The organism is Nonomuraea sp. NPDC049141, from assembly GCF_040648415.1.
Lineage (GTDB): Bacteria > Actinomycetota > Actinomycetes > Streptosporangiales > Streptosporangiaceae > Nonomuraea.
Map to the genome: position 1 here is coordinate 553 of NZ_JBEZDR010000078.1, position 3,915 is coordinate 4,467.

Consider the following 3,915-nt stretch of genomic DNA (forward strand, 5'->3'; position numbering starts at 1 on the left):
GTTTGTTTCCCCGCCCCCCGCCCCCGGCCACCGCCCCAGACTTTTTTTGGTACGGGGGGGGGGCCTTCGCGGTTCCACGGTCAAGGATCATGCGGCGCGCCGATGGCGTGCCATCAGCCCCGGTCGGAGGAGGCGCCTTGCCCGCGAAGCTGACGCGGAACGAGGCGATTCAGCTCGTCGAGCGGATCATGCGGCTCGACTACGCGGACGACGCCGAGCTGAGCGACTGGCTGGACCGGCTCGAACGCGACCTGGGCTACCCGGACATCTCGGATCTGATCTTCACGGTTGCACCGGAATTGACACCGGTCGAGGTTGTCGACCGAGCCAGCGCCCATCGGCCGATCGCGCTGCGGTCCGTTCCGTGGACGGAGCAGCCGATCGCCTAGCTCCACCTGTCGCCGCGCCCCATTGAACGCGGTCGACGAGGGTCCGGGTCAGCTGGGAGTGAGGAGGCAGAACTCGTTGCCCTCCGGGTCGGCGAGGACGGTCCACGGGACATCGTCCTGGCTGAGGTCGATGACGGTGGCACCTAGGGATCGCAGTCTGGCCGCCTCGGCCGCCAGGTCGTCACCCGGGTACGGGCGGATGTCGAGATGGACGCGGTTCCACACGGTCTTCGCGTCGGGTGTGCGGAGGAACCGCAGGTATGGGCCGACACCCTTGGCGGAGCGCAGCACCGCGTGGTGGTCGGTCACCTCGTGCAGGGTCCAGTCCGTGGCCTCGCCCCAGAAGCGGGCCATGGCACGCGGATCCGCGCAGTCGACCACCACCGCGGCGATCGGCCCGGTGTCGCGGTAGAGCGGACGGGGGTCCAGGACGCAGAACTCGTTGCCCTCCGGGTCGGCCATGACCGTCCAGGGGACGTCGCCTTGGCCTACGTCGGCGGGTGTCGCGCCGAGTTCCTTCAGGCGCGCGACCATCTCCGCCTGATGGACCGCAGAGGTGGTGGCGAGGTCGACGTGCACGCGGTTCTTCACCGTCTTCGGTTCCGGGGAGACGATGAGGTCGATGCAGACGGCGACGGGGTCGGGGTAGACGAAGCCCTCGGGTTCGAGGTTGGTCACGCCGGGGCCCTCGCTGGAGACTCCCCACCCGAGCACCTCGGCCCAGAAGCCGCCCAGGGCGGAGTCGTCCCGAGCCTTCATGTTGATCTGCACGAGCCGCGTTGCCATGCCGACGATGCTAGGGCCCGTCGAGTCGGCGGTGGTGCCCGAACCGGACTGCGGGCAGTTCCTGGTGATCGCTACCCCATGCGGTGGCGTTCGCTGATCGTCAGGTTCGTTGACAACCATCGAGCCAGCAAACTGAACACGCATCACGTGGACGGCTACAACCCGAACGTGAGCAACGACCTGTAGTCGTGGGACATCGACTCGTACCACAACGATGGGGGTGCTGAGCATGGATCGCCGCCTTGTTCGACCGCTGGTCGCAGGCACCGTCGCTATCGCGGTGGCCTCTGGCGGGTGGTTGGCCTACGACTCGCTGCGCGCGGGTGAGATGCACTCGGTGCACTCGTCCTATGCGTTCGATGTGAAGGATGAGACGAAGGTGGCCGGGTTCGCCGACTACGTCGTCGTTGCGACGGTGGACCGTGTCGCCGAGGTGCAGGAGCGCGACGGTGCGCCCTACACCGTCTTCGACGTGACAGTGGACATGACCCTCAAGGGCGAGCCGGTCAAGACGCTACGGGTGGTCCAGTTGGGTGGGACCCTCGGCAAGGACACCTGGCGGGTCGAGGGCGAGCCCTTGCTGCGGCCCGGCACGACCTATGTGCTGGCGGCGAAGACGGAGCAGGGGCGTGGGACGCACCAACTGGTTGGCGGGGCAGACTTCCCGGTCGTTGACCGGGAAGCGGCCCGTGCTGGGCGATCGGGCCCGGTGGCCGACTGGCGGGACAGCGTCGACCGCCAGCGGTGGCCTCAGGAACTCCCCAAGAGCTCCTGACCGTCGTCCGTCGGTCGAATACCCTTGGCCTGCCGCCCCGGTCCCGGGTTGGCAGACCAAGATGCCGTCCTGGCCAGGTCTCGAACCCGGTCTGCCCCGGTACCGGCCAACCAGCATCGGCAGTCGATCAAGCGCGACGGCCGGTGGCGCCCGGAGAGCCTGCCCGAGTGGTGCCGGTCCGACCTGCCGGAATCACTCTCCGCGTCAGTACCCGCCCGGTGCGGACGCGCGCCGGGTGCGGCGTTGCTGCCACAGCGCTCCGCCGAGGAACAGGGCGCCCAGCCACAGGTCCGGCCAGACGCTTCCTTCCGGCGCGAACGCGCGGGCGTCCTTGGCCCAGTCCGACCCCCGAAGGTGAACCACCGTCATCGTCTCGCCGACCTCGGGAGATCCCTCCCACGCCCAGAGGTTCATCTCCTCCCCGGAACTGACGCGCACGCGCACGAAGTCCGAGCGGCCACCGAGCTGCCTGTCCACGACCTCTGCCTGAGTGGTGACGCCGTTCGCGTCGAGGTAGCGCACCTGACCGATGGTGAACAGGGCGTAGGACAGCAGGAGTGCCCCGGCGACCACCGCCAGCCACACCCGCCATCGGCCCGGGCGTGCGGGCGGAGCCATGATCGGCTCGTAGCGGGGCTGGTGGGGGTGCATGCGACGAGCATGCCAGTGGGGAGCAAGACGATGGCCGCTGGCCCGTGCGTCCCTTCCAGCTACGTGCCGCTGCGCTCGTCGCGAGTGGACCGGCGGCAGAGCCGGCGCCGGCAGGGCAGACCGAGGCGGCTGGTCCGTTTCGTCCCGGGGGACAGCGTGGACGGAACGAGCCTGGTTATGTTGCTCGGGCAGCACGCGTCCGCTACGGCGCGTGATGAACCACGGGGGAAGGTGCGTCCAGCATGTCCACCACTCTGTCCACAGGGCGTCGCGTCTCGGCCGCCGCGCTCGGCCTGGCGGTCGTTGCGGCCGCCGCCGTCGCCAGCGCGGCCCCGGCCGTCGCCGCGCCGCACACGTCCGGCACCGGCACGCTGTCCATCGCGGCGCAGCGGCTGATCCTGGAGCCGACCGACCAGGGCTACGTCGGCACGCTCAACGCCACGGTCACGAACAACGGCCCGACCGCCAGCTACTACAGCCTGAGCTTCCTCGAACCGGCCGGCGCCGCGGAGGGCCACGTCTTCCCCGAGGACGCCTGCGTCTGGCAGGGCGTGGTCGGCGTCCGCACCCTGGTGAACTGCGGCAGCGGGAGCGGCGAGCTGGCGTCCGGTGCCAGCCGGGCGCACAGCGTCCGGTTCCACGTCCGGACGACCCCTCGGGACTACCCGATGGTCGTCGACGGCAGCTGGATCGGCGTGGTGCCGAACGGCGATCAGGAGCCGGTCCAGAGCGCCCCGTTCACGACCCTGTTCCGTTCCACGAAGGGCAAGATCACCAAGCCTCGGCCGTACGTGCAGGCGACCCAGACCGACGTCTCGCTGAGCGCGAACCAGGTCAGGCTCGACCGGCTCCCGGACGGGAGCCTCCAGGGCCGCATGCCGCTGACCGTCCGGTACGGCAACGACGCGCCCTCGTTCGGGCTCAACGTCATCGCCGACCTGCCGGCCGGCGTCGTGGTGGACCACATCGAGCCGCAGGACATGCCGAGTTCCTGGGACTGGTTCACCGTGCCGGGCGGCCGGTTCGTGCCCGGTGAGGCGCGCACCTTCGACGTCATCCTCACCGCGCCGGCCGGCACCCCGACGGGTGAACTGGGCACGGGCTCATACACGCCCACTTCGGACTACGTGGTGAGCCTGACCGACGTGGACCCGGCGGACGACACCACCTCGTTCACCATCACGGCCGGCTGAGCACCACCAGCGCGCGAGGGCCCGGCACCACTTCGGGATGCTGTTGGTTAATTCGGGTTCTGCGTGCGCCCAGCTGCTCGGGTCGTACGTACGCGTCTCCGGATCGAAGCCGGAGAACAGC

The 3,915-nt window shown here is 69.7% G+C and carries 5 protein-coding genes; 3 read left to right on the plus strand and 2 right to left on the minus strand.

Features of this window, described 5'->3' with window-relative positions:
* The first annotated feature begins 137 nt into the window (after positions 1 to 137).
* Positions 138 to 389: an e9imm peptide gene (locus AB0B91_RS64210; protein WP_089002709.1), complete on the plus strand. Its 252-nt coding sequence runs from the start codon at positions 138 to 140 to the stop codon at positions 387 to 389.
* Between the two features lie 48 nt (positions 390 to 437).
* On the opposite strand, the gene AB0B91_RS64215 is transcribed toward AB0B91_RS64210, so the two are convergent.
* On the minus strand, positions 438 to 1,175 hold the full coding sequence (locus AB0B91_RS64215; RefSeq protein ID WP_089002708.1) for a VOC family protein: 738 nt from the start codon (positions 1,173 to 1,175) through the stop codon (positions 438 to 440).
* Positions 1,176 to 1,404: 229 nt separating this feature from the next.
* On the opposite strand from AB0B91_RS64215, the gene AB0B91_RS64220 reads away from it, so the two are divergent.
* The gene (locus AB0B91_RS64220) at positions 1,405 to 1,950 is read left to right on the plus strand and encodes a hypothetical protein (RefSeq protein ID WP_358342823.1); all 546 of its coding nucleotides are present in this window, start codon (positions 1,405 to 1,407) and stop codon (positions 1,948 to 1,950) included.
* 204 nt (positions 1,951 to 2,154) lie between these two features.
* Here AB0B91_RS64220 and AB0B91_RS64225 read toward each other — a convergent pair whose 3' ends face one another.
* Positions 2,155 to 2,601: a hypothetical protein gene (locus tag AB0B91_RS64225; RefSeq protein ID WP_157747252.1), complete on the minus strand. Its 447-nt coding sequence runs from the start codon at positions 2,599 to 2,601 to the stop codon at positions 2,155 to 2,157.
* Between the two features lie 242 nt (positions 2,602 to 2,843).
* Between AB0B91_RS64225 and AB0B91_RS64230 the strand changes: the two genes are divergently transcribed.
* Positions 2,844 to 3,794, plus strand: a complete 951-nt coding sequence (locus AB0B91_RS64230) for a hypothetical protein (RefSeq protein ID WP_357659859.1) — start codon at positions 2,844 to 2,846, stop codon at positions 3,792 to 3,794.
* Positions 3,795 to 3,915 lie beyond the last annotated feature (121 nt).

What these genes read in the sequence shown, in the direction of transcription:
- AB0B91_RS64215 (WP_089002708.1), bottom strand. Translation starts at nt 1,175, where the DNA reads ATGGCAACGCGGCTCGTGCAGATCAACATGAAGGCTCGGGACGACTCC.
- AB0B91_RS64220 (WP_358342823.1), top strand. Translation starts at nt 1,405, where the DNA reads ATGGATCGCCGCCTTGTTCGACCGCTGGTCGCAGGCACCGTCGCTATC.
- AB0B91_RS64225 (WP_157747252.1), bottom strand. Translation starts at nt 2,601, where the DNA reads ATGCACCCCCACCAGCCCCGCTACGAGCCGATCATGGCTCCGCCCGCA.
- AB0B91_RS64230 (WP_357659859.1), top strand. Translation starts at nt 2,844, where the DNA reads ATGTCCACCACTCTGTCCACAGGGCGTCGCGTCTCGGCCGCCGCGCTC.